The sequence below is a fragment of the Serratia sp. BIGb0234 genome (assembly GCF_024809915.1).
In the GTDB taxonomy this organism is placed as follows: Bacteria; Pseudomonadota; Gammaproteobacteria; order Enterobacterales; family Enterobacteriaceae; genus Serratia; species Serratia liquefaciens.
On the sequence record NZ_JANUEI010000004.1, the window covers coordinates 132,952 to 156,638 of the forward strand.

Here is a 23,687-nt window from a genome sequence, read left to right on the forward strand (position 1 = left end):
TCTCTTTACGGACAAGACTGGCTTACAACAAACCGGCTTCGGTCATCAATTCGACGACTTTTTTGCCGTTCAGCGCGGAGGCGTCAACTTTAGGCGCGTCCAGCTCTTTCAGCGGTACCAGTTTCGGGTTGGAGGCTGCGTTAACGCCCACGGCATATTCGAACGCATTGTTGGTACGCAGGATCTCCTGGCCGTTTTTACCGGTGATCCACTTCACGAACGCCTGAGCCTGCTGCTGGTGTTTGCTTGAGGCCAACACGCCGCCACCGGAGATGCTGACAAAAGCACCTGGATCCTGGTGTTTGAAGTAGTAGAGCTTGATATTTTTACTGTTCTCGCCGGTCTTGGCACCGTCGACAAAGGGATAATAGTGATAGATGACACCGCTGTCGATTTGGCCGGCATTCACCGCTTTCATCACGGTGCTGTTGCCTTTGTAAGCGGTGAAGTTGGTTTTCATCGCTTTCAGCCATTCCAGGGTGGCTTTCTCGCCTTTTAGCTCCAGCAAGGCGCTGACGATCGCCTGGAAATCCGCACCTGAAGGTGAGGCTGCCCAGCGGCCTTTCCATTCCGGCTTGGCCAGATCCAGCAGTGATTTCGGCAATTGCGCTTCGGTCAACTTAGCCGGGTTGTAGACGAATACCGTTGAGCGGGCAGCAATGCCTATCCAACGGCCATGCTGTGGACGGTACTGCGGTTCAACCTGGGCCAGGGTAGTGGCGTCCAGGGGCGCAAACAGTTTGGCGTTATCCACCAACACCATCGCCGGGGAGTTTTCCGTCAGAAAAACGTCGGCGGGGGATGCACTCCCTTCTTGCACCAGTTGATTACCCAACTCACTGTCGCCACCATTACGCAGGGTCACTTTAATGCCGGTGTCTTTAGTAAAACCGTCCACCCAGGATTTCACCAGGTTTTCATGCTGGGCGTTATAAATAACGATACCTTCATCCTGAGATGCGGCATTGGCGGAAAACGCCAGCATCATGGACGACGCCAACAGGGCAATGGGGCCGAGAGAAGTGAAACGCAGCTTCATACAGTCATCCTTTTTATTGAGAGAGTGCAGAGAAGAAAAGCGAATGAATAAGGCCTGACGAATGCCGGGCAGCCCTGATTGTATATAAGAACATTAATAATGATAGTGAAAACGATTCGTATTAATTTATTTTTATAAATTGCTCACTAATTATCTTGTCTTAAGGAAAAATTAAGCTTGAGTATTATTGATTCTTTTATTCGCTAATTCATCAGTATTTATAATGCGTTAATCGATTGGCAGTGCAATGAAACCAATAACCTCGCTGTTTGGCCTGTCATCTCCGCTGTCGGTGAAACTGCCCTCAGAACCACGAGTGACGCCGTTTAATGCATTCAACCATCGCCATTAAGTGTTGGCCGGATAGCCGTTAACATTGCTTCAGTCCTGGTGAAAAACAGACTCATCAGGATGGCGAGTAGGAGTTTGATAATGAAAGAAATTCATGTTGTTTCACTCCAGTTATTTTGGTTATGAGTCATAGCGTTTAATGATTTAATTTATTCAACTGCTTCGATGAATATAGGCGTCGACAAAACACCAATAAGGGATAACGACGTGACATATTCATTCAAGCTTAAGGGATTGACTGGTCTAATCATCTTGTCTTTGCAGGCTGGCATGGCGGTGCAGGCCGCCGAGGTGCCTGCAGGCGTTCAACTGGCCGCCAAACAGGAGCTGGTGCGGGCCAATGGTTACGAGCCGGCTACGCTGGATCCGAACCTGGCGGAAAGCAACGTGGAATTTTATATCTTCAATGACCTGTTTGAAGGGCTGCTGCGGGTGGGAAAAAATGGCGAGGTGATCCCCGCATTGGCCACTAAGTGGGAAACTAAGGGGACTGTCTGGACCTTCCATCTGCGGCCAGAAGCGAAATGGTCAAATGGCGATCCGGTGACCGCCGATGATTTCGTCTTTAGCTGGCGTCGCTTGACCGATCCCAAAACCGCTTCACCCTACGGCAGCTATCTGGCGTCGGCCTATGTATTGAATGCGGCGGAAATTAACGCCGGTAGCAAACCGCCGAGCGAACTGGGCGTGAAAGCGTTGGATGCCCATACCCTGCAGGTGACGCTGGCTGAACCTAACTCCTATTTGCTTAAACAGCTGGTGCATTTTCCGGTGCTGCCGGTAAATCGGAAAGTGGTGGAGCAATACGGCAAAAACTGGACCCAACCGCAAAACTTCGTCGGTAACGGAGCTTTCAAACTGGCGCAGTGGGTGGTGAATGAAAAAGTGGTAGTAGAGCGAAATACCCAGTATTGGGATAACGCCCACACGGTGCTCAATAAGGTGACATTCCTGCCGCTGCAAGGGTTCCCGGAAGTGGCGCGTTTTCGCGCCGGTGAGATCGAACTGGGTTATAGCGCGCCGCCAGAGTTATACCAACAGCTGAAAAAAAACCTGGGCGATGAGCAACTGGTGACTTATCCGCTGCTGTCGACCAGCTACTTTGCCTTTAATAACCGGCAGCCGCCCTTTAACGACGTGCGGGTGCGTCAGGCGCTGAATCTGGCGCTGGATAAACAGGTCATTGCCGGCAAGGTCTTGGGCTATGGTCAACAGTCGGCCTGGACCTTTACCCCAACCGGCTCCGGTGGCTTTACCTTACAGCCTGGCGTGGCGGCGGGGTGGTCGCAAGAGCAACGCATTGCCCAAGCGAAAAAGCTGCTGGCGGAAGCCGGTTTTAACGCGCAGCATCCGTTACGTTTCACTCTGCTGTACAGCAACGACGCCACCATCAAGAAAATTGTGATCGCCGCTAGCGCGATGTGGAAAAAGAACCTGGGAGCAGAGGTCACTTTGCAAAATCAGGAGCGCAAGGTGGTATTGGACAATATCAACAACGGTCAATACAGTGCGGCGTTCAGCCGTTGGTTGGCGGATTACAACGATCCTTCCACTTTCCTGAATGTATTCCGCTCTACCAGCAGCGAGAACTCGGCCAAATATGCCAATGAGCATTACGATCGGCTACTGCACCAGGCTACCGCGGCGCAAAGCCCGGAACAGGTGCAGCAGGCCTTCCAGCAGGCAGAAGATGTGTTGGCGGTGGATACGCCGGTGGCCCCGGTGTACTACGAGGCTAACGCCACGCTGGTCAAACCCTATGTGAAAGACATCGACTTTACTCGCCAGGGGCCGTTGTACGACAAAAACGTGTATATCCTCGCGCATTGACGGTAAATAATGTGGGTTAGGATTGTTCCGTCCCACATTTTATTATTTTTACCGAAAATGTTTTTTCTAAATGTTTCATCAACGGCAAGCCAGATTTTTGCCCATCGATTAAAAACCCTGCCTATACTGCCCCCCGTAGTTTATATGCAGTATCTCGTTTGGCGAGGCTCCTATACAAACACAGGTTACTGATCTGACGACATCGAGAGATGCCCAAGGTTAAGACAGGCTTTATCGGATTAAGGTTCAGCCCAAAGTAACTTCTGATTAACACATCAGATACGTTGTATAGTGCTAAAACCTGGACGCGGAGATAGGCTTTCTGCACTCCCTCTGTGGTTAACGCCCCTATGCGATTCGCTGTTGAAGTTTAAACAGAAATAGGGACTAACATAATGAAGTCACATCAAAATTACCTCTCACCGGCGCTGGCCCATGCTGAAACTCAAGACGAGTCTTCGATTGCGAGCTATATGAACGCCGATTTTATTACCGTTCCCGGCAATATGACGGTCAACAAAGCCAAGGAATATTTTCTTTCTCAGTTAAAAACGGATGAAATTCCCGCTCAGCTGTTTGTCACTGCTGATGATTATCATCTGCGCGGTACGCTGTCGGTAAAAAAATTATTGCAGTGCGAAGACGATGATAAACCCGTTGGCGTGATGATCAATCACAGCTATTTCCAGGTCTCTCCCGATGACGACCGTAATGACGTTGCCCATTTATTGGGTAAGGGCGGGCTGGACGTAGTACCGGTGGTGGTGAATAAAACGCTGGTGGGCGTGCTGGGCGAAAAAGAAATCGCCCGGCTGATTGAAGACGAAAATACCGAGGATGCGCAACGCCAGGGCGCCAGCCTGCCGCTGGACAAGCCTTATCTCGAAACCAGCCCCTGGGCATTGTGGCGCAAGCGTTCGGTGTGGTTACTGATGCTGTTTGTCGCCGAAGCCTATACCGGCAATGTGTTAAAGGCCTTTGAAGAACAGCTGGAAGCGGCGATAGCACTGGCATTCTTCATTCCGTTGCTGATCGGTACCGGCGGTAACAGCGGTACTCAAATCACTTCTACGTTGGTACGTGCCATGGCGTTGGGTGAAGTCAGCCTGCGTAACCTGGGCGCGGTGATCCGCAAAGAGGTGTCTACCTCGCTGCTGATAGCCGCTACCATCGGCATCGCCGCCTGGGCGCGCGCCTGGATCATGGGCGTGGGTATGGACGTTACTATGGTGGTCAGCCTGTCGCTGGTGGCGATTACCGTCTGGAGCGCCATTGTTTCATCCATTATCCCGATGCTGCTCAAGCGTGTGGGCATTGATCCGGCGGTAGTGTCGGCGCCGTTTATCGCCACCTTTATTGATGGTACCGGGCTGATTATCTACTTCAAAATCGCCCAGCACGTGCTGGGGATATAAAGGGGCTTCCGCTCCGTGTGGTTGCCGGAGCGGAAATTAACTCTCAGCAAACAGGAGGTGCGTAAATATTCATGAATAATGAGATTATCCACTTTTTAATTAAAGAGGCTTTTATCGACAATAATTAATCGAGGACGAAATAATGGGAAACATGATCTTCTTTGTAGGATTCCTGAGCATCATCAGCTCACTGGGCCTGTTCGCCGCCTATATGAGCTCTAAATGGGATGATTAATGAACGCTAAAGATCCGCCTGGATGCATCCTCCCCGAAGTGTTTTATTACGACGGGGAGGATGCGATTAAACTCTGACCGCCTGATGCGGCTTTGTGGAGTATAACGATAATGATTATTTCTATTCTTGGTCTGCTCTATGCCATTTTGATGATTGCCGTGGGTGTGAATGAGATTTATTTTTATTCAACCGGAAAATCAGAATTTCTGTCTAGTTTAATGCTGACATTCTCGGGTAGTATGCTGCTGGTTGCTTTTGCCTGGCAATACTCGACTAAAATAAAGAAATGAATGCCCCTTTGAATGTGAGCCGTAATATGCAAAATGAAAAACAATCCGTTGCCAGAAATTCGATGATAGCCAGCGGGCTATTGGCGACCGGGAAATTTATTGCCGGCATTTTTACCGGCAGTATTGGTCTTATTTCTGAAGGGATCCACTCTTTCACCGATTTTATTGCCACCAGTATTACCTGGCTGGCGGTGCGCATCAGCGACAAACCCGCTGATGACGACCATCATTTTGGTCATGGCAAGGTCGAAAATCTGGCCGCGCTGTTTGAAGTACTGTTGCTGTTGGGGGCTGCCGGCTGGATTGTTTACGAGGCCGGCAAAAGCCTGCTCGGGGAGGCGCATGAAATTGTCGCTGCCCCTGTGGTCATTGCGGTGCTGTTGATCTCGATTGTGGTCGATTTTTTCCGCGTCAGGGCGCTGAATCGCGTGGCAAAGGCCACTGACAGTGCGGCGCTAGAGGCCGATGCGCTGCATTTCTTCTCAGATATGTTGGCTTCCGCCGTGGTGCTGTTGGGCATGGTGTTCGTCATGCTCGGCTTCAATCGTGCAGACGCCATCGCGGCGTTGATCGTAGCCTGTTTTATTGTGGTCGCGGCGGTGAAACTGGGGAAACGTTCATTCGATTCGCTGATGGATACCGCGCCTGCCGGTGCCAAGGAAGAAATCGATGCCTTGCTCCAGAGTTTCCCCGCAATACTGGCCACCGAGAATATTCGCATCCGCAACGCCGGTGCCATGTTGTTCATTGAGGTCACCGTCGCCGTGTGTCGCACCTTGCCGCTGGAGCGTATCAACGCGCTGAAAAAGTCGATTGCCGAACGTCTGGAACGGCAATATGCCAATGCCGAAGCCACGGTGATTGCCAACCCGCAAACCCGCAGCGACGAAGACATGGCGACCCGTATCCGGGTGATCGCCGCCAACCACGGGGCGGTGGTGCAAAATTTGGCCCTGCAACAGCTACCGGAACGCATGTCGATCAGTCTGGATCTGGCCGTACCTGCCAGCGCCAGCGTGGCACAGGCTCACGATATCGCCAGTGAGATTGAAACCTTGCTGCGTGAGGCGATTGGCGAGGAGACTGAAATTGAAACTCATCTTGAACCGCAGACGCACCACTGGATAGCCAGTGAAGATGTTGCACCGGAAGAGCTGGCGCACATTCGTCAGATCCTGCATGTGGCGGTAGAGAACGGTGAAATGGTGCAGGACGTGCATAACATACGCGCACGCAAAACCGCGAACGGCATTATCGTTAACTTTCACTGCCGGGTTTCCCCGGCGGCCTCTATTGTGTCCGCGCATGCTGCGGTAGACAGCATCGAACGCCAGTTACGCGCACTTTATCCCAGCATATCGCGGGCAGTAGGGCACGTGGAGCCGATTAAGCCTAAACCCGGCATCTAGTTTCTGGTGCTTATCACTGGGCGCTGCCGACGGAAAATGACAGCGCCCAGTGAGGTCGGATCCCCGGTTTTTCAACCCAGGCCCGGTAAGCCGTCGCTGGTACCACCGACAGCCAAAAGGCGAGGCCGCCCGGATTGTCTGCCAGCACCGACAGCTGCCAACGACCGGGATGCAGGGCAAACAGTGCCTGCACGGCACTTTTACCTATGCCGTATTTTCGCCAGGGTTTAGCGACATAAAACTCCGCCATTTCCATAGTGGTAGCTGGCAGCAGCGTTCTGACCAAGGCAAATCCCACCGGTTGTGCCTGGTTTACTATCAGATACGGGTACCTGCCGTTTTCATGCCAATAGCGAGCCAGGTGTGGATAGTCAGTATCCGCAGCCAGCTCCCGCAAATAGTTGGGCAGCATCGCCGCCAGCAAGGGTTGCTCCTCACGGGTTGCCAACCTGAGATGAATATTCATACCACCTCCCTACGAAAAAGGCCGCCCGCAGGCGGCCTGTACAGGTTAGTCCAGATTTAACTGTGCGGTAATGGTCGCGATTTCACTTCGCCATTGCTGCTGCAGCTGCACTTTTTGATGCTTGGGTTTACGCGCCAGATCCTCTTGCAGTTTGCTTTCCAGTTCAAACAGCGCGGCCAACAGTCGCTCCTCGTCTGCATGCTGCAATTCGCGACAGGCAGGCTGCTGGGACGAGGTGGTCATTGGCGCGGCCTCCGTCGCTTGTGCCAACCGGTGGTAGACCGGCTCCAGATCCTGCCACTCTTCCAGCCTTTGCTGGTCAATCAACCAGAAGCGGTTACAGCTATTTTCGATCAGCATTCGGTCGTGGGTGACCAGCATTACTGCGCCTTCAAACTGACGCAGGGTCTCGGCCAGCTCTTCTTTGCCTTCCATATCCAGGTGGTTGGTCGGCTCGTCGAGCAATAACAGAGAGTAGTTGGCCAGCGTCAGCCCAACAAACAGCAGGCGCGAACGCTCGCCGCCGCTCAGGGTGCTGATGCGCTGCTGATGGCGCAGGTAAGGGAACCCGGCACCAATCAGCGCCATTTTCCGCTGTTCCTCGGTCAGCGGCGCGAAATGCGACAACGCCTCGCTCAGCGTATCCTCGTCACGCAGTTGCTGCAGGCTTTGATCGTAATAGCCGATGCGGACTCGCGGGTGGAACACGGCTTCCCGTTGGTTTGGGTCTTGGTATTCGCGCCACAGATGATGTAGCAACGAAGATTTACCGCAGCCGTTACGCCCGACGATGGCGATGCGATCCCCGCTTTTAACCCGCAACGATGCAAGCCTGAACAGAACCGGAGCCTCCGCCGCCGGGCGCACGTCCAGTTGCGGCAAGGCCAGCAGGCGATCGGCATCCAGTGCCTCGCCCTTTAACCTAAGCCGCCATTGGCTGCCTGCGCTCAACGTGGTTTGCTCTTCTTTCAGCCGATCAACGCGTTTTTCCATTTGCTTGGCCTTGCGAGCCAGGTCTTCGTTATCGTAAACCCGACCCCACACGGCCAGCCGCTGGGCGCTTTTCGCCACCCGGTCGATCTCTTTCTGCTCCGCCTGACGGCGGTGTGCGTCCGCTTCATCCTGTTCCTCCAGTGCTTTGCGTGCGGCGGTACAGGGCAGGCGGAAAAACTGCAGAGTTTTATCGCGCAGGATCCAGGTGCAGTTGGTGACCTGATCCAGCAAATGCCGATCGTGAGATACCAGTACGTAGCTGCCGGACCAGTTTTGCAGAAACTGCTCCAGCCACAGCAGGGTCGGCAGGTCCAGGTGATTGCTCGGCTCATCCAGCAGCAGCAGGTCGGGTTGGCGAATCAACGCGCGCGCCAACAGCAAGCGCGTATGCTGGCCGCCGCTCAGTGTGCCCGCAGTCAGTGTCCATGACGTTGGCGAAAAGCCCAGGCTGCTTAGCAGTACTTCGCCTTGCCAGCTTTCACTGACGCGTTGGTTTTCCGGTAGTCGCGCCATGACCGCATCCAGCAGGCTGCAGTCGTGCAGAGCTTCGGGCAGGTGCTGTTCCACCCGCGCCATCAGGCACTGGTGGGCAGGGGTTACGCTGCCGGCGCTGGCGGGCAGATCGCCACTGAGGATTTTAAGCAGGGTGCTTTTACCGCAGCCGTTGTGGCCGATTAAACCGATGCGATCGCCTTTTTTCAGGCTAAAGGAAACCTCAACCAGCAGAGGGCCGAAATTGTTGTCGTAGCCGACAGATAATGCAGAAAGTAATGTGCTCATTGCTTACTCAAGAGTTACAGGCATGCGTATGCCTATCGTCAAACATCGCTGACGACAACCCGGTAAGCCGGAGGGAAGGGACTCAAATGTTAGTAAGCTTCGCTCAAGCCTGGGTTATCGCAGCACGATACCGGTAATGCTTGAGCAGCGGCAATTACTATAGAAGTGTGAGTAAAAAAACAATTCACACATCGGCATAGTAATCCTCCTTTTATAACGTAGGTTAATGAATGAGCTGAGTATAGGGGGCTTTGGCAGGTTGCGCTAGTGTAAATTCGCAGCGTTATCAGTGCGGTAAGCGGTAAATCTTCATTGTTTTTAGTGACGTTGTCACCATGAGAATCGTGCTGAATGGGAGTAATACTGATATTTAAGCGGAGATTAAGCAGTTATCATAATCTCAGTTTATGATTAGCCAGGCGGGTCGGTGACTACCGGCCCGCCTGTTTCGTTTGTCTATCATGTAAAGGCTGAGCCCCGAATTTATGTTAAAGCCCCGTCAAATTATTCTTTTCCTGTTCCTGCTGTTTGGCTTGCAGTTGGCGCCGCTGACCAGCGTTGCCGCACAGGATGACAGCCCGGTAGCCGAAAGCCAGCCGGACCCTGCGACCGCCCTGAAAAACTACCAGAAGCAGTTGGACAGCATAAAACAGCAGGTTTCCAAAGCCAGTAACGATACCCAGCTCAGCAAGCTGAAATTGACCACTGACGATCTGGCCGCCAAGCTGGAAAAGCTGGCGGCCGACTTGCAACCGGCGCAAGAGAAGCTGCAGGCGCAGCTGGACGTGTTGGGGCCGCAACCGGCGGCAGGTGCGTTGGCGGAAAACGCGGCAGTGGTACAACAGCGCAATGCCTTGAATAACAGCAAGAAGCAGCTCGACGAAGCGGTTCAACGCGCACAGGCGATGAGAGCTGGCGTGCTCGATCTGGGGCAACAAATCAGTGACTTACGTCGCGTCGCGTTCAAAAGTCAGTTGGCGTTGAACACCGGTAGCGTGTTGGGCACCAAATTTTGGACGCCGGTGATAAAGCCTGCCGATGACGACGTGCAGCGCCTGGATCAGTTCAACGCCGCAATGAAACAGACCTGGGACGCCAGTTGGCAGGAAGATTCACGTTACGGCACCCTGGGTCTGTTGGTATTGGCGGTGGTTATCTGGTCGTGGGGGCGCTATTTTTCCGAGCGTTTCCTGGCGTGGGTGAGCATCCGTTATCTTCCGGACGGGCGTTTGCGCCGCAGTTTTATGGCAATCATGACCGTCACCGTCACGGTTGTTACTACCAGCATTGCGTTGAACCTGCTGTTCCTCACCTTCACACGCGTACAACCCTTACCGGTGATGCTGGAGGATTTCGCCGGGAGTTTTTATCAGTTAGGGATTTTCTGCGCGCTGATTGCCGGACTGGGGCGCGCAACGCTGTCACTTAATCGCCCTTCGTGGCGCCTTGGCACCCTGGATAATGCCGTTGCCTCAGGTCTGCGCTATTTCTCGCCGCTGTTGGCCGGGCTGGCATTGGCATTTGGTACGGTAGAACTTATTAATAATGCCGTCAGCGCCAGTTTGAGCACCACCATTTTCGGTAACGGCCTGGTTGCCGGCTTGATTGGTATGGTGTTGCTGGCGATGCCACTGCGTTCTCAGCGTATCCGCCGTCAGTTGGAACAACAGGGCGAACACGTAGAGAAGCGCTCCACCATCAGTGGGCTTTTGCATATGAGCACCCTGGTGTGTTCAAGCGTGATCTTGCTTTCGCTGCTGATAGGGTATATCGCTTTTGCCCGTTTCCTGACCTATCAGGTGATTTGGATCGCGCTGGTGTTAATGACGTTCTATTTCCTGGTGCTGTTCGCCACTGACCTGTGCGCGGCAATCTTCTCGCCGCAAACCGCCAGCGGCAAGATGCTGAAGAAGTCGCTTAATTTTAAGGATCGCCACCTGGAGCAGATGGCGATCATCTTCACCGCCATCGCCAAGTGTTCGCTGCTGTTGTTGATGATTGTCTCGTTGTTTAACGGCTCGTTTGGCACCACGACGCCCAACTCGCTGTTGGAAAAGATCATCGCCATTCTTAGCGGCGAAGGGCTGAAACAACTGAACATTGTGCCCGGCAACCTGATCAATGCGGTGATTTGCCTGGCCATTGGCATCTATATTCTGCGAGTTACCCAGCGCTGGTTAAGCCAGGAACTGCTGCCAAAAACCATTGCAGACATTGGTATTCGTGCATCGCTGGTGACGTTGTTCAGCAACGTGGGCTACGTGCTGTTGATCCTGATTACCCTGGCGGCGCTGGGCATTCAGTGGAACAACCTGGCCTGGATCGTCAGTGCCTTGTCGGTGGGTATCGGTTTTGGTTTGCAGGAAATCGTGAAGAACTTTATTTCCGGTTTGATTCTGTTGACCGAACGCCCGGTGAAAGTCGGCGATATGATCGGTATCGGCGGCGTAGAGGGGGACGTGCGTCGTATCAATGTGCGCGCCACCGAGATCCAGCTTAGCGATCGCTCAACGATGATCGTACCTAACTCTCAACTTATCTCGCAAAACGTGCGTAATGCCACCATGGGCAATGCGCAGGGGGTGGTAACCATTGCGCTGACCTTCCCGACGGATATCGATCCGGAGCAGGTTCGCAACATCCTGCTGAGCGCTTATCAGGAATATGAAGCCATTCTGGATGCCCCGGCGCCCTATGTGCGCTTCAGCCAGCTCGGCCCGGACGGCATTATCCTCAGCGTGACCGGTTATGTCGCCAGCCCGCGCATGGTCGGTTCAACCAAGAGCGAACTGTTGTTCAATATTCTCAAATTGCTGCGGGCGCACCGTGTCAACATGTCGAGCCCGCAGGAAGTGGTGTTTATGAAACAGCAGGCGAAAAATCTGGCCAACGAAGAAGAACAATCTTCGTAGCTGGGATTACCACAGCCCGGCGCAAAGGACAGCGCTGAGATAAAGGCCTACGCCGAACACGGCGTGGGCCTTTTGCTCGACGTACGCCCGCATGAAGAGTATGCGCTGGGGCATTTGCCTGGCGCATTGAACATTCCGTTGGAAGAACTTGAACGTCGATTGGCCGAGTTACCCGAAGGCCGTGAAGTGGTCGCCTATTGCCGCGGCCCTTACTGCGTGCTTTCGGTTAACGCCATTGTTGTGCTGCGCGCCAAAGGTCGCGAGGCCCGCAGGCTGGAAGACGGATTTCCTGACTGGAAAGCGGCGGGCCTGCGTATAGAGATCTGATCGCGGCCCGCATGGCTTGCGTTAGTGCATCGCCGGTACCACCGACTGAGAGCAGTCGCTGTTGGCGCTGGCGGAGGAATTATTGCAGGTTTGTGGATCGTTATGCACCGGCGGTGGCGGCACATCCTGTGGGCCGCCCCGGCCAAGGCAGCCGGAAAGCATCAGCATCAAAAACAGGGGAATTATCGCTTTCATCTCAATTACCTCCTATCTGTACACTCCGTTAAGTATATGCCTTGTAACAGATTGAGGGCGCCGAATGATGCGTTATAGACAGGGTCTATATTGCACCGGGTGAAACCAATTTCACTTCGGCCTGCCGCCGGCTCTATGCTGTTGTTGCATAGGCAATCTTTTTCTGGAGGCACAATGGAAACACATCAGCTTGCGGCGTTGGTGCTGGCCGCCTTTGGCGGAGCGGAAAACCTGACTAAAATACGCTACTGCGCCAGCCGTATCAGGGTGGAACTGCGCGATGCCGGGCGGCTGGATCGACCGGGCATCGAAGACCTGAACGGTGTTAAAGCGCTGTTGGAGGTCGAGACCCCACGCCTGACTACCGAATATCAGCTGGTGGTGGGGCCGGGCAATGCCCGACCGCTGTACCAGGCGCTGGTGGCGCTGACCGGCGAGAAGTAGCTACGACAACAGCGGGCGGATCTGTTCCAGGTGCTGCTGCATTAGTGTTTGCATCTGCACCACATGCGGGGCATCCGCCTTTTCACGCATCAGATAGATACCGACGGTGCAACGTGGTCCCGGCTGGATCAGCTGCAGGGGTTCAATGCCGTAATCCGCAAAATAACCCGCCATACAGGAGGGGTAGCTCAGCAGTACCGCATCGGAATCGTTGATCATGTCTACAGCCGACATCATGGAATTGGTCGAACAAATTACCCGCTCCGCCAGATGCAGGCGGTTTCGCGCCAGCTTTTTCGGCTGCATATCTTCCACCATATGATGATAACGACTTTCATCCGGGGTCAGCTCAACGCAGGGGTAGTCCAGTAGCGCATCCGGGCCCACCGTTTGTCCCAGCAGCGGGTGTCCGCGCCGCACGAACATACTGTCGGTGGTGCCAAACAGCGGCAGAAAGCTGATGCCTGCTTTAGGGTTCAGCCCCTGAATTTCATGGCCGATAAACAAGTCGATATCCCCGCCCAATAACAGGTCCATCAGGCGCAGGTGGTTGCCCAGATCGATATGGATATTCACCATCGGATGCAGCTTGCGGTAGGCATTGAAGCTGTCGCGTACAAACATATACCACCAGGCATGACCGGTGCCCATACGCAGGCTCTGCTCCTGACGTGCTTTGATAAACGCCAGTTTGATCAGCGTGTTGTCGTAGATACGCTGCATCATCTGCGCCTGCTCCAACAGCAGATCGCCGTACTCGGTGGTTTTTACCCCGGTTGAGGTTCGCTCCAGCAGCTGTACTCCGAGGTTCTCTTCCAGTTTCTTCATGTTGTGGGTCAGCGTCGGCTGGCTCAGGCAAAGTTTGTTTGCTGCATGACTCACATTTTTGAACATCGCCACTTCGATAAACTGCCGCAGAATTTTGTCCACGATCATATTTTCCACTGGTGGTATAGAAAGTTTCTATATCGTAGCGGTGAAAAACGATTTCCGCCAATGACCTGCCTTCGATAGCTTGCTCCTATGCCGGTATTCCCAGCCGCCACCAGAGAGGATGCAATGAGAAGATTGATACCGAGTATGGTTGCCGCCGCACTGGCGTTGATGTCCGGGCAAGTATTGGCCGACACGTTGCGTATGCAATGCGCGCCAAGCAAAGAAGGGCGCCAATACTGCAACGAGATCAAACAGCGCTTTGAGGCTCAGACTGGCCATACCCTGGAATTTATCGATCTGCCTCCTGCCTCCGATGAAAAGCTGTCGCTGTTCCAGCAACTGTTTGCCGCCAAAGACGCCAGCGCCATCGATCTGTTTCAGGCCGACACCGTATGGATCGGCGTATTGAACAAACACCTGCTGGATCTGACCGACAGCGTGAGCGACATCAAACAGGATTTCTTCCCCGCCGCCTGGCAAAACAACGTGGTTAATGGCCGGGTCAAAGCGGTGCCGGCCTATCTGGACAGCGGTGCGCTCTACTACCGCAAGGATCTGCTGGAGAAATACGGTGAACAACCGCCGGAGACCTGGGCCGATCTGACCCGCGTCGCAACCCACATTCAGCAAGCTGAGCGTGCCGCCGGCCACAAAAACTTTTGGGGGCTGGTGTTTCAGGGAAAATCTTATGAAGGGCTGACCTGCAACGCCCTGGAGTGGGTAGCGTCGCAAAACGGCGGCAGTTTTATTGATGCTCAGGGCAATATCACCATTAACAACCCGCAAGCGGCGCAAGCGCTGAATATGGCCGCCGATTGGATTGGCAAAATCACGCCGAAAGGCACGCTTGGCTACATGGAAGAAGAGTCGCGGGCGGTATTCCAAAACGGCGATGCGCTGTTTATGCGCAATTGGCCCTACGCCTACGTGCTAGCGCAGGACAGTAGCAGCGCGATCCGCGGCAAAGTGGGGGTGATGCCGTTGCCGAAAGGGGCTGACGGCCATTCGGTCAGCGCGTTGGGCGGTTGGCAGTGGGCGATCAACGGCTATACCAAACACCCCGAGGCGGCCATCGCGCTGCTGAAAATCGTCAGCGATGCCGAATCGCAAAAAAGGGCGCTGGCGTTATTGGGTCAGGCTCCTTCGCGCACCGCGCTGTACGACGATCCGCAAGTATTGGCGCAGGCGCCTTATTTGGCAGACTTCAAGGGCATATTCGCGCAGGCCATGCCGCGCCCGGCCACTCAAACCAAACGGCAATACGCGCAGGTTTCCCGAGCCATCTACAACGCCACCTTTAACGTATTGCGCGGTGACAGTGACGGTGTCACCGCCGTGGCGGATTTACAGCAGCGACTGGAACGGATCAAAGCCAGAGGATGGCGCTGAATCATCTCCCCATTAACCGCCGGAGTCTGATGCATGAAACGCGATACGCACGCTTTATCCCTGACGGCTACCCCTGATGAGTCAGCCCAGGTGCTGCCGGCCAGGCGCAGCAAGCTTAATCACCAGCAGCGGCGCAGCCGCATCGCCTGGTTACTGGTGGCGCCGGCGATGTTGCTGCTGGCGGTGGTAGCCGGCTGGCCGCTGCTGCGCACCCTGTTTTACAGCTTTACCGACGCCATGCTGGACGCGCCGGACGATTATCGGTTTGTCGGCTTCGCCAACTATCTGGATCTGACCGAGGGTGGCCACCATTACGGGGTGTTGGCGGATCCGCTTTGGTGGCTGGCGGTAGGTAACACGCTGCGCTTCAGTTTGCTGTCGGTATCGCTGGAACTGGTGTTCGGCATGCTGCTGGCGCTGCTGATGAATCAAAAATTCCGCGGCCAGGGGCTGGTGCGCACCGCCATTTTGGTGCCCTGGGCCATTCCGACCATCGTGTCCGCCAAAATGTGGGGCTGGATGTTCCACGATCAGTACGGCGTGGTGAACGACCTGCTGCTTAAAACCGGCATTATCGCCACGCCCTTGGCCTGGGTAGCGGAGCCGGGGCTGTCAATGTGGGCGGTGGTGATTGCCGACGTGTGGAAGACCACGCCGTTTATGGCCTTGATGTTGCTGGCGGCGCTGCAACTGATCCCCGGCGATCTGTATGAGGCCGCCCGCGTCGACGGTGCCAATGCCTGGCAACGGTTCCGCCGCATCACCTTGCCGTTGATTATGCCGGCAATGATCGTCGCGCTGATTTTCCGGGTGATGGATGCGCTACGGGTGTTTGATCTGATTTACGTGCTGACTTCCAACAGCGAAGCCACGGTATCGGTGTCCGGTTACGCCCGGGATCGCATGGTCAGCTATCAGGAAATGGGCTCCGGCTCTGCCGCATCGGTACTGGTCTTTATGATGGTGGCGGGGATCGCCGCTGGCTTTCTTACGCTGGGCCGCCTGAACGACAAGGAGAAACAAGCATGAAACTGAGCCGCCAACAGCAGAAATACGGCCATAAAACGCTGATCTTCGCCGCGGCCGCCTTGGCCAGTGTGATCTGCCTGTTTCCGTTCTACTACGCGCTGATCACCTCGTTGCGTTCCGGGCAGGATCTGTTCCAGGTTGCTTATCTGCCGGGCAATCTGCACTGGGGCAATTATCTGACCGCATTGATGGAAAATGGCATTGCCCGCAGCCTGCTGAACTCCATTGTTGTGGCGACGCTGACGGTAGGCATTTGCCTGCTGGTGTCGATCACCGCCGCTTTTGCTCTGGCGCGTATCCGTTTTCGCGGCCGTAAGTATCTGCTGTTCACCATTCTTTGCGTCTCGATGTTCCCACAGGTGGCGGTGTTGTCCGGCATGTTTGAGTTGGTGCGTTTTATGGGGCTGTACGACTCCCTGGGCGCTCTGGTGCTGTCCTATACCACCTTCTCGCTGCCGTTTACCGTCTGGGTGCTGACCACCTTTATGAAGGCGATCCCGGCGGAGCTGGAAGAGGCGGCGATCGTCGACGGTGCCGGCACCTGGACCATCATCACCCGCATCTTCGCGCCAATTATGGGGCCCTCACTGGTGACCACCGGGCTGCTGGCCTTTATCGGCGCCTGGAATGAATTCATGTTCGCCCTGACGTTTGTCATTTCCAGCGGCAAGCGCACCGTGCCGGTCGCCATCGGCATGCTGCAGGGCGCCTCTCAGTTCGAACTTCCCTGGGGCACCATCATGGCGGCCTCGGTCATTGTCACACTGCCGATCATCGCACTGGTCCTGATATTCCAGCGTCGCATCGTCAGCGGATTAACCAACGGCGCAGTAAAAGGCTGATTTTCGATTAACCCTGAAGCAGGAGAAAAGTAATGGCTACAAAAATCGTTTTAGTGGGTGCGGGCAGTGCGCAATTCGGCTATGGCACGCTGGGGGATATCTTCCAAAGCAAAACGCTGTACGGCAGCGAGATTGTGCTGCACGACATCAATCCGTCTGCACTGGCAGTGACCGAGAAAACCGCCCGGGACTTTCTGGCTGCTGAAGATCTGCCGTTTACCATCAGCGCCACTACCGATCGTAAAACTGCGCTGAAAGGGGCGGAGTTCGTGATTATCTCCATCGAAGTGGGTGACCGTTTCGCACTGTGGGATCTCGACTGGCAGATCCCGCAGCAATACGGCATCCAGCAGGTATACGGAGAAAACGGTGGGCCTGGCGGGCTGTTCCACTCGCTGCGGATTATTCCGCCGATCCTCGACATTTGTGCCGACGTTGCCGACATCTGTCCCAACGCCTGGATATTTAACTATTCCAACCCGATGAGCCGCATTTGCACCACCGTGCATCGTCGCTTTCCGCAGCTCAATTTTGTCGGCATGTGTCATGAAATCGCCTCACTTGAGCGCTATTTACCGGAAATGCTCGGCACGTCGTTCGAGAATCTAAACCTGCGCGCCGCCGGGCTTAACCACTTCAGCGTGTTGTTGGAAGCCAGTTACAAAGACAGCGGCAAGGATGCCTATGGCGACGTGCGCGCCAAGGCACCGGACTATTTCTCCCGCCTGCCGGGCTACAGCGATATCCTGGCGTATACCCGCACCCACGGTAAACTGGTGCAGACCGAAGGCAGCACTGAGCGTGATGCGTTGGGCGGCAAAGACAGCGCTTATCCCTGGGCTGACCGTACCCTGTTCAAGGAGATTCTGGAGAAATTCCACCACCTGCCAATCACCGGCGACAGCCACTTTGGCGAGTATATCCGCTGGGCCAGCGAGGTCAGCGATCATCGCGGCATTCTCGATTTTTACACCTTCTATCGCAATTACCTGGGGCACGTGCAGCCGAAAATCGAATTGAAGCTGAAAGAGCGCGTGGTGCCGATCATGGAAGGGATCCTGACCGATTCCGGCTATGAGGAGTCGGCGGTCAATATCCCGAACCTGGGCTTTATCAAACAGCTGCCGGACTTTATTGCGGTGGAGGTGCCGGCGATTATCGATCGCAAAGGCGTGCACGGCATTAAAGTGAATATGCCGGCCGGTATTGGCGGGCTGCTCAGCAACCAGATCGCCATTCACGATTTAACCGCCGATGCGGTGATTGAAGGCTCGCGCGATCTGGTGATCCAGGCGCTGCTGGTGGATTCGGTCAACGACAAATGCCGTGCGATCCCTGAGTTGGTCGACGTGATGATCTCACGCCAGAGTCCGTGGCTTGATTATCTGAAATAAGCCGGATAGCGGGGCGCACATTGGCGCCCCGCAGACTGCCAACTGGGGTGAGAACGGGGGGAATATGGCGCAACTTACGCTTGAAAAACTGCAAAAACGCTATGGCGCTAACGCAGAGGTGATTAAATCGCTGGATCTGCACATCAACAGTGGGGAATTTGTGGTGATCGTCGGACCTTCCGGCTGCGGTAAATCAACCCTGTTGCGGATGATCGCCGGGCTGGAGGAGATCAGCAGCGGCGGCATGTATATCGATGGCAACTACGTTAACGACGATACCCCGGCTGAACGCGGTATTGGCATGGTGTTCCAGTCTTACGCGCTCTATCCGCATATGAGCGTCTATAAAAACATGGCGTTTGCGCTGGAGCTGGCGGGCCATTCCGCGGCTGAAATCGACAGCCGGGTGCGCGAGAGCGCACGCATTTTGCAGCTCGAGCCGCTATTGGAACGCCGCCCGAAGGATCTTTCGGGCGGGCAGCGGCAACGGGTGGCGATTGGTCGGGCCATCGTGCGCGAGCCTAAGCTGTTTTTATTCGACGAACCGCTGTCCAACCTCGATGCGTCACTGCGGGTGCAAATGCGTATGGAAGTGGCGTCGCTGCATAAGCGGCTGGGGTCGACCATCATTTATGTTACCCACGATCAGGTTGAAGCCATGACCTTGGCGGATCGTATCGTGGTGCTGAACCAAGGTCATGTCGAGCAGGTCGGCACACCACTGGAACTCTATGACCAACCGGCCAATGAATTTGTCGCGCAGTTTATCGGTTCACCGAAGATGAACCTGATCCCGGCGATTTTGCGGCGTGCCGGTGAGCAGCAAAGCGTGGTCGAGCTGGACAACGGCAAGGCGCTGATACTGCCGATCGCCACGCCTCCCGAGGCGGAAGGCCAGAGCGTCAATGTCGGTATTCGCCCGGAGCATATTCGGGGGGGCGAACGCGCGGAGTGCGAGTTTCAGGGCGAGGTGATGTTTGTCGAACACATGGGGAATGAAACCTACCTTTATCTGGACAACGGCAACGCCGGTGAACCCTGGGTGCTGCGCAATCCTGAGCGCTCCCGCATCCAGGCCGGCGATACCGTCGGCGTGCGGCTGCCGGTAGAGTGTTGTTATCTGTTTGACCGTCAAGGTCGGGCGTTTCAGCGCATTTTGACCTCGGCGCAGGCGCATTAATTTATTAAGGAAGCACAGCCATGAGCGGTGGGCAGACAGTACAGTGGTGGAAGCAGGCGGTGGTGTATCAAATCTACCCGCGCAGCTTTATGGACTCCAACGGTGACGGTATAGGTGACCTGAATGGCATTACGGCCAAATTGGATTACTTGCAGTGGCTGGGTATCGACGTGATTTGGATCTGTCCGATGTACCGCTCGCCGAACGACGACAATGGCTACGATATCAGTGATTATCAGGCCATAATGACCGAATTTGGCACCATGGACGACTTTGACCGCCTGCTGGCCGAAGTGCACGCCCGGGGAATGCGGCTGATACTCGATCTGGTGGTTAACCACACGTCTGACGAACATCCGTGGTTTATTGAGTCCCGATCATCTCAAGCCAGCGCCAAACGCGATTGGTATATCTGGCGTGACGGTAAAAATGGCGCGGAACCCAACAACTGGGAGAGCATTTTCAACGGCTCGGCCTGGAAATATGACCCCGGCAGCGAGCAATACTTCCTTCATCTGTTCTCGGAGCGTCAACCGGATCTGAACTGGGAAAACCCACAGGTGCGCGCGGCGCTGTACGACATGATGCGCTGGTGGCTAGATAAGGGCATTGACGGTTTCCGCATCGACGCCATCTGCCATATGAAAAAGCAGCCGGGGCTGACCGACATGCCCAATCCGCTTGGGCTGCGTTACGTGCCGTCTTTCGAGCGGCATCTGAACTATGAGGGCCTGCTGGAGTATGTCGATGACCTGTGCGAACAGGTGTTTAATCGCTATGACATCATGACGGTGGGCGAAATGAACGGGGCTTCGGCGGAGCAGGGTGAAGACTGGGTGGGCGAGCAGCACGGCCGTTTGAACATGATCTTCCAGTTCGAGCACGTCAAGCTGTGGGAAAACAACCACCAGCATTCGCCGCATGCCGGAGCAGACGTGCTGGGCCTGAAAGACATCTTTACCCGCTGGCAGACGCTGCTGGAGGGCAAGGGGTGGAATGCTCTGTATGTTGAAAACCACGATATCCCGCGCGTGGTGTCGAAATGGGGCGACGATAAGCAGTATTGGCGCGAAAGCGCCACTGCCATCGCCGCGATGTATTTCCTGATGCAGGGAACACCGTTTATCTACCAGGGGCAGGAGTTGGGGATGACCAATACCCGCTTCGATAGCCTGGCCGATTTTAACGATATTGCCGCCAGAAACCGTTTTGCCAAGCTGCGCGAGCAGGGCATGGACGAGGCGCAGATCCTGGCGTTTCTGGGCCGCAGCGGACGCGATAACTCGCGCACGCCAATGCAGTGGGACGACAGCGCCAACGCCGGTTTCAGCTCAGCCGCACCCTGGTTTGCGGTCAATGCCAACTATCCGCAGATCAACGTGGCGCGTCAGCGCGAAGAAGCCGATTCGGTACTGAATTTCTATCGGGCGCTAATCCGTCTGCGCAAGCAGGATCCTGTGTGGATCGAAGGTCGCTATCAGTTACAACTGGCGGAACATCCGCATATTTACGCTTATAGCCGCACCCTGGGTACGCAGCGGAGGTTGGTGCTTTGTAATTTGAGCAACGAGGCGCAACGGATAAATTCACAGGTATTAGCGCTGGGTGAATGGCAGCTGGCATTAGGGAATTATCAGGACAGCGGTGAGCTGCAAAGGCTGCGCCCATATGAAACTCGAGTCTATCAGCGGCAAAAAAATCTCAGCTGTATTTAATCCCGGCCGTGTTCGCTCTCCTCGGATGCAGCTGGCTGCATCCGAGGAGACAGGATCAGAAATCTACCGTAGCCTGCAAACTCAGGCTACGGGGTTCGCCCTCGATCACACGCAGGTTCCCTGCACTGGACTCATAATATTCACGGTTGAACAGGTTTTTGACGTTCAGCTTAATCTGGGTGTGTTTACCCACCAGTTTGCTGTCCCAGGCAATAAACGCATCCGCCACGGTATATGCTGGCATGGTAAAACTGTTTTCCGGATCGCCGGCGCGGCGTCCGACATAGCGTCCGCCGCCACCAAGGCGCACATCACCAGGCACTAACGGCACAGTGATGCGATGGCTGAGGTACAGGCTACCCATATTGGTTGGGGCGTTGACCAACCGGTTACCGACGTTATCCGGATTGAGGTTGTCTTCGACAATCTGGGTTTTGTCGTAACTGTAATTGGCCGTAAGATCCCAATCGTGGGCCACTTCACCGTTGAGTTCCAGCTCAATGCCGGTGGAGCGAGCCTTAGGAATGCTGCGGGTCACGCCGTTGATGAAGATCGACATGTTTTCTTCATCTATACGGTACAGCGCCAGCGTGGCATCCACCGCCGGAGTGATTTGCCATTTGCCGCCCATTTCATAGGTCGTGCCGGTTTCAGGCGTCGCGACGTTACCGTTGTCATCCACCGCCGTCGAGGGGGTAAAGGACTGACTGTAGTTGGCGTACAGAGAAACGCCCGGCGTCAACTTATATACCACGCCAGCCTGCGGCAGGAATTTGTTGCCTTTGTCATTCAGTGTGTTTTGCGGGTTTTGGAATCCGTTGCTGTTGTTCTGGTAGTACGACTGGTAGCGTGCGCCCAGGACGGCAATCCACTGGTCAGTTAAATGAATGCTGTCTTTGGCGTAGACCGAGCGGCTATATAAGCGGCTGCGCAGATTACTTAACGCATCATTGTAAGTGCTGCTGTTGGTTATCGGCGTTTCGCCGTAGACCGGATCGTACATATTAAAGGTATTCGACACCTTGCCGCGGTAAGAGTAGGCCTTGTACGTTTCATTTTTTTCATAGTCAACGCCAACCAGCAGGTCATGCTGCATGCTCAATACCACCGGCGACCCGTTTACGTCCCAGGAATAGTAAGAGGTTTGATGGTTGAAGCCGCGGTTGGCATCCGCCCGGCGTGAAACCACACCGGTTGTAGTGTTGATGGCGGTGGCGCGCACTTCGTTGCTGTCATAGCGTCGCTGCATCCAGGCATAGTTAAAACGGGTGGTCCAGGTACTGTCCAGCGCGTACTCATAATGAGTATTGAGGCGTTTGTTTTTGCCCCAGGCGTGGTTGGCATAGTCGTCCAGCCTGCGGTTATAGGGGACATCGACCGGCGTGCCATTGATAAAGGCAGTGCCGCGATCGTAAGGAATATCGTACTTATACTCACTGTAGGCTATGTTGAAGGACGCTTTATCACCATACCAGCTGAGTGAGGGGGCTAACAGCGTATGTTCATTGGTGCCAAAATTGCGCCAGTAATCCTGATGCTGACGCTCGGCGATAAAACGGAAAGCAAAACCGTTTCCCAAAGGGCCGGTGACGTCGAGGGTACCACTGCCGCCACCAAAGCTGCTGGTGGCACCGCTGATGCGTGTATTCCAGTCGTATTGCGGTTTTTTGCTGATCAGATTAATGATGCCGCCGGGATTGAGAATTCCGTACAGCAAAGAGGCAGAGCCTTTCAACACCTCAACGCGATCGGTGGTGGCATCCATGCTCAACCCCTGATTGCTGCGGACACCGTCGACAAATACCGAGCCGTCAGAGTTGACGCCAAAGCCGCGTTTGACAAAGCCGTCCTCCGTGCCGCCCAGGGTATTACCTTGAGTCACGCCGCTGACGAATTTCATCGCATCATTGACGCTTTTAACCTGAAAGTCGTTAATGATCTCAGGCGTGACGACGCTGACGGACTGCGGCACGTCACTGAGCGGAGTGGCTGTTTTACTCCCCGTTGAGGCCGTGTCGGCATTGTAACCCTCAGTGGGAAGTGAGCGCGTGGTCACGGTAAGCGTGTCATCTTCGGCCCAGACGGTGGTCATGGCCAGCCCCGGTAAAACGGTGACGAGGAGGGGAAGTGTACGAAGCGCCGGATGCTTTTTTGTTTTAGTCGGACGTGGGTTTTCTACCTGATGCATACCATTCCATATCAAATTAATAAATAAAAACGATTATCATTATTATTATAATTTGCATGTGTAGGATTTGTGTAGTGAATGTTTATCAAGCGGGCACTGGTGGGGGAATTTGGCCACATTGTTCCGTGTTGGATTCGGTCGGCGGTGTTTTTATCTGAAGATTAATCGCCAAGATAGCGATATCCGCTCCCTTGCTCTTCAGGCTGCCGCAGAGGTGACAGCTTGAAACATAATAATATTTTTAAATTTTCAATTAGCTGATGCCAGTCCGGTGAAAACTGGCAATAATATCTGTCTGACAGCACATTTTGCGTGCGACGTCAGGCAT

Annotated in this window: 20 protein-coding genes and 1 riboswitch; of the genes, 14 read left to right on the forward strand and 6 right to left on the reverse strand. The window is 54.7% G+C overall.

What is annotated here, in order from left to right:
- Positions 1 to 22: 22 nt before the first annotated feature.
- Positions 23 to 1,039 (reverse strand): iron ABC transporter substrate-binding protein, encoded by a 1,017-nt coding sequence (locus tag M2407_RS16865; RefSeq protein ID WP_020827004.1) that lies wholly within the window; start codon positions 1,037 to 1,039, stop codon positions 23 to 25.
- A 516-nt stretch (positions 1,040 to 1,555) separates the two neighbouring features.
- Here M2407_RS16865 and M2407_RS16870 point away from each other — a divergent pair.
- From M2407_RS16870 to M2407_RS16890, 5 genes are all read left to right on the forward strand, one after another.
- Positions 1,556 to 3,220 (forward strand): ABC transporter substrate-binding protein, encoded by a 1,665-nt coding sequence (locus M2407_RS16870; protein ID WP_259218665.1) that lies wholly within the window; start codon positions 1,556 to 1,558, stop codon positions 3,218 to 3,220.
- 146 nt (positions 3,221 to 3,366) lie between these two features.
- Positions 3,367 to 3,540, forward strand: a riboswitch (M-box (ykoK) riboswitch).
- 72 nt (positions 3,541 to 3,612) lie between these two features.
- Positions 3,613 to 4,635, forward strand: a complete 1,023-nt coding sequence (locus M2407_RS16875) for a magnesium transporter (protein WP_082144822.1) — start codon at positions 3,613 to 3,615, stop codon at positions 4,633 to 4,635.
- 142 nt (positions 4,636 to 4,777) lie between these two features.
- Positions 4,778 to 4,870 carry a protein MgtS gene (mgtS, locus tag M2407_RS16880; protein WP_020827001.1) on the forward strand — a complete coding sequence of 31 codons (93 nt, stop codon included), beginning with the start codon at positions 4,778 to 4,780 and terminating at the stop codon, positions 4,868 to 4,870.
- A 110-nt stretch (positions 4,871 to 4,980) separates the two neighbouring features.
- Complete coding sequence (locus M2407_RS16885; protein WP_020827000.1) at positions 4,981 to 5,160, forward strand: hypothetical protein; 180 nt, start codon at positions 4,981 to 4,983, stop codon at positions 5,158 to 5,160.
- Positions 5,161 to 5,186: 26 nt separating this feature from the next.
- Entirely contained in the window at positions 5,187 to 6,569 is a 1,383-nt protein-coding gene (locus M2407_RS16890) for a cation diffusion facilitator family transporter (RefSeq protein ID WP_041415406.1), read from the forward strand.
- 13 nt (positions 6,570 to 6,582) lie between these two features.
- On the opposite strand, the gene M2407_RS16895 is transcribed toward M2407_RS16890, so the two are convergent.
- Together M2407_RS16895 and M2407_RS16900 are read right to left on the reverse strand one after the other, a co-directional pair.
- Positions 6,583 to 7,035, reverse strand: coding sequence for a GNAT family N-acetyltransferase (locus M2407_RS16895; protein WP_116690421.1), 453 nt, complete (start codon positions 7,033 to 7,035; stop codon positions 6,583 to 6,585).
- A 45-nt stretch (positions 7,036 to 7,080) separates the two neighbouring features.
- Entirely contained in the window at positions 7,081 to 8,808 is a 1,728-nt protein-coding gene (locus tag M2407_RS16900) for an ABC-F family ATP-binding cassette domain-containing protein (protein ID WP_259218666.1), read from the reverse strand.
- A 485-nt stretch (positions 8,809 to 9,293) separates the two neighbouring features.
- On the opposite strand from M2407_RS16900, the gene M2407_RS16905 reads away from it, so the two are divergent.
- On the forward strand, positions 9,294 to 11,720 hold the full coding sequence (locus M2407_RS16905) for a DUF3772 domain-containing protein (protein WP_020826996.1): 2,427 nt from the start codon (positions 9,294 to 9,296) through the stop codon (positions 11,718 to 11,720).
- 39 nt (positions 11,721 to 11,759) lie between these two features.
- Positions 11,760 to 12,047: a rhodanese-like domain-containing protein gene (locus tag M2407_RS16910; RefSeq protein WP_409049655.1), complete on the forward strand. Its 288-nt coding sequence runs from the start codon at positions 11,760 to 11,762 to the stop codon at positions 12,045 to 12,047.
- A gap of 21 nt (positions 12,048 to 12,068) precedes the next feature.
- Here M2407_RS16910 and M2407_RS16915 read toward each other — a convergent pair whose 3' ends face one another.
- Positions 12,069 to 12,242 (reverse strand): hypothetical protein, encoded by a 174-nt coding sequence (locus tag M2407_RS16915; protein ID WP_020826993.1) that lies wholly within the window; start codon positions 12,240 to 12,242, stop codon positions 12,069 to 12,071.
- Positions 12,243 to 12,416: 174 nt separating this feature from the next.
- Here M2407_RS16915 and M2407_RS16920 point away from each other — a divergent pair, with 174 nt between their 5' ends.
- Positions 12,417 to 12,686: a PTS transporter subunit EIIB gene (locus M2407_RS16920; RefSeq protein WP_259218668.1), complete on the forward strand. Its 270-nt coding sequence runs from the start codon at positions 12,417 to 12,419 to the stop codon at positions 12,684 to 12,686.
- Here M2407_RS16920 and M2407_RS16925 read toward each other — a convergent pair whose 3' ends face one another.
- Positions 12,687 to 13,622 carry a LysR family transcriptional regulator gene (locus tag M2407_RS16925; protein ID WP_048758812.1) on the reverse strand — a complete coding sequence of 312 codons (936 nt, stop codon included), beginning with the start codon at positions 13,620 to 13,622 and terminating at the stop codon, positions 12,687 to 12,689.
- 123 nt (positions 13,623 to 13,745) lie between these two features.
- Between M2407_RS16925 and M2407_RS16930 the strand changes: the two genes are divergently transcribed.
- From M2407_RS16930 to M2407_RS16955, 6 genes are all read left to right on the forward strand, one after another.
- Entirely contained in the window at positions 13,746 to 15,011 is a 1,266-nt protein-coding gene (locus tag M2407_RS16930; RefSeq protein ID WP_128865229.1) for an ABC transporter substrate-binding protein, read from the forward strand.
- Positions 15,012 to 15,044: 33 nt separating this feature from the next.
- Complete coding sequence (locus tag M2407_RS16935) at positions 15,045 to 16,040, forward strand: carbohydrate ABC transporter permease (protein WP_259218669.1); 996 nt, start codon at positions 15,045 to 15,047, stop codon at positions 16,038 to 16,040.
- Complete coding sequence (locus tag M2407_RS16940) at positions 16,037 to 16,882, forward strand: carbohydrate ABC transporter permease (protein ID WP_020826988.1); 846 nt, start codon at positions 16,037 to 16,039, stop codon at positions 16,880 to 16,882. The genes M2407_RS16935 and M2407_RS16940 overlap by 4 nt, the downstream gene beginning before the upstream one ends.
- Before the next feature lie 32 nt (positions 16,883 to 16,914).
- A complete protein-coding gene (locus M2407_RS16945; RefSeq protein ID WP_259218672.1) occupies positions 16,915 to 18,276 on the forward strand; it encodes an alpha-glucosidase in 1,362 nt (453 codons plus the stop codon).
- 64 nt (positions 18,277 to 18,340) lie between these two features.
- A complete protein-coding gene (locus M2407_RS16950) occupies positions 18,341 to 19,456 on the forward strand; it encodes an ABC transporter ATP-binding protein (RefSeq protein ID WP_259218675.1) in 1,116 nt (371 codons plus the stop codon).
- 20 nt (positions 19,457 to 19,476) lie between these two features.
- Positions 19,477 to 21,171, forward strand: a complete 1,695-nt coding sequence (locus M2407_RS16955) for an alpha-glucosidase (protein WP_128865232.1) — start codon at positions 19,477 to 19,479, stop codon at positions 21,169 to 21,171.
- Between the two features lie 55 nt (positions 21,172 to 21,226).
- Here M2407_RS16955 and M2407_RS16960 read toward each other — a convergent pair whose 3' ends face one another.
- Complete coding sequence (locus tag M2407_RS16960; RefSeq protein WP_240504926.1) at positions 21,227 to 23,263, reverse strand: TonB-dependent siderophore receptor; 2,037 nt, start codon at positions 23,261 to 23,263, stop codon at positions 21,227 to 21,229.
- Between the last annotated feature and the right edge of the window lie 424 nt (positions 23,264 to 23,687).

Bases quoted from the DNA above. Each gene is read 5' to 3' on its own strand.
- M2407_RS16865 (WP_020827004.1), bottom strand. From the start codon at position 1,039: ATGAAGCTGCGTTTCACTTCTCTCGGCCCCATTGCCCTGTTGGCGTCG.
- M2407_RS16870 (WP_259218665.1), top strand. From the start codon at position 1,556: ATGAATATAGGCGTCGACAAAACACCAATAAGGGATAACGACGTGACA.
- mgtS (WP_020827001.1), top strand. From the start codon at position 4,778: ATGGGAAACATGATCTTCTTTGTAGGATTCCTGAGCATCATCAGCTCA.
- M2407_RS16885 (WP_020827000.1), top strand. From the start codon at position 4,981: ATGATTATTTCTATTCTTGGTCTGCTCTATGCCATTTTGATGATTGCC.
- M2407_RS16890 (WP_041415406.1), top strand. From the start codon at position 5,187: ATGCAAAATGAAAAACAATCCGTTGCCAGAAATTCGATGATAGCCAGC.
- M2407_RS16895 (WP_116690421.1), bottom strand. From the start codon at position 7,035: ATGAATATTCATCTCAGGTTGGCAACCCGTGAGGAGCAACCCTTGCTG.
- M2407_RS16900 (WP_259218666.1), bottom strand. From the start codon at position 8,808: ATGAGCACATTACTTTCTGCATTATCTGTCGGCTACGACAACAATTTC.
- M2407_RS16905 (WP_020826996.1), top strand. From the start codon at position 9,294: ATGTTAAAGCCCCGTCAAATTATTCTTTTCCTGTTCCTGCTGTTTGGC.
- M2407_RS16915 (WP_020826993.1), bottom strand. From the start codon at position 12,242: ATGAAAGCGATAATTCCCCTGTTTTTGATGCTGATGCTTTCCGGCTGC.
- M2407_RS16920 (WP_259218668.1), top strand. From the start codon at position 12,417: ATGGAAACACATCAGCTTGCGGCGTTGGTGCTGGCCGCCTTTGGCGGA.
- M2407_RS16925 (WP_048758812.1), bottom strand. From the start codon at position 13,622: ATGATCGTGGACAAAATTCTGCGGCAGTTTATCGAAGTGGCGATGTTC.
- M2407_RS16930 (WP_128865229.1), top strand. From the start codon at position 13,746: ATGAGAAGATTGATACCGAGTATGGTTGCCGCCGCACTGGCGTTGATG.
- M2407_RS16935 (WP_259218669.1), top strand. From the start codon at position 15,045: ATGAAACGCGATACGCACGCTTTATCCCTGACGGCTACCCCTGATGAG.
- M2407_RS16940 (WP_020826988.1), top strand. From the start codon at position 16,037: ATGAAACTGAGCCGCCAACAGCAGAAATACGGCCATAAAACGCTGATC.
- M2407_RS16945 (WP_259218672.1), top strand. From the start codon at position 16,915: ATGGCTACAAAAATCGTTTTAGTGGGTGCGGGCAGTGCGCAATTCGGC.
- M2407_RS16950 (WP_259218675.1), top strand. From the start codon at position 18,341: ATGGCGCAACTTACGCTTGAAAAACTGCAAAAACGCTATGGCGCTAAC.
- M2407_RS16955 (WP_128865232.1), top strand. From the start codon at position 19,477: ATGAGCGGTGGGCAGACAGTACAGTGGTGGAAGCAGGCGGTGGTGTAT.
- M2407_RS16960 (WP_240504926.1), bottom strand. From the start codon at position 23,263: ATGACCACCGTCTGGGCCGAAGATGACACGCTTACCGTGACCACGCGC.